This window comes from Arcobacter sp. (genome assembly GCF_050300555.1).
GTDB lineage: Bacteria > Campylobacterota > Campylobacteria > Campylobacterales > Arcobacteraceae > Arcobacter.
The window spans coordinates 1-684 of sequence record NZ_JBNKXY010000148.1 but is presented as its reverse complement, the minus strand read 5'-3'; the positions used below and the strand labels follow the sequence as shown (position 1 = coordinate 684).

Genomic DNA, 684 nt, shown 5'->3' with positions numbered 1-684 from the left:
ATTTAAATGCAGGAGATTTATTGGTAAAAGATAGATTAGAGCAAGGAGGGTATACAGTTATTGTCAAAGATCAACAAAGTGCTGTTGCTTCCGATGCAAATGAGAAAACTTTAGTTTTAAATGGTGATATGCCGTTAATTCAAGCAAGTGAACTTAAAAAGTTTGATCTTGATGCTACTATTGTAATGTCAGTATTAGAGTTAAAAAGTGCAGATGGATATGGCAGAGTAGTAATTGAAAATGGTGAAGTTAAAAAAATAGTTGAACAAAAAGATGCATCAGAAAAAGAGTTGAAAATCACAAGTGCAAATGCCGGGATTTATCAGTTTTGTACAGAGTTTTTACTAAACTCTTTACCTCTTTTATCAAATGATAATGCTCAAGAAGAGTATTACATTACGGATTTAGTTGAAATGGCCATTAATAGTAATAAAACTCTAAAACCAATAGTAGTAAATGAAGAGAACTTTAAAGGTGTTAATTCAAAATATGAACTAGCTTGTGCTGAGGTTATTCACCAAAATAGAATAAAAGAAGCTTTTATGAAAGCTGGAGTTATTATGAGACTACCTGAAACTATCTATATAGAATCAGGTGTTGAAATTATAGGTGAGACTATTATTGAAAATGGAGTTACTATTTTAGGAAAGAGTAAAATAAAAAATTCTCATATTAAAACAAATA

1 pseudogene is annotated in these 684 nt (G+C 29.7%); it reads left to right on the top strand.

The annotated features are described in order from the left end of the window. Positions 1–20 precede the first annotated feature (20 nt). Positions 21–684: pseudogene (locus ACQY5W_RS13165) on the top strand (hypothetical protein); the annotation flags it as partial.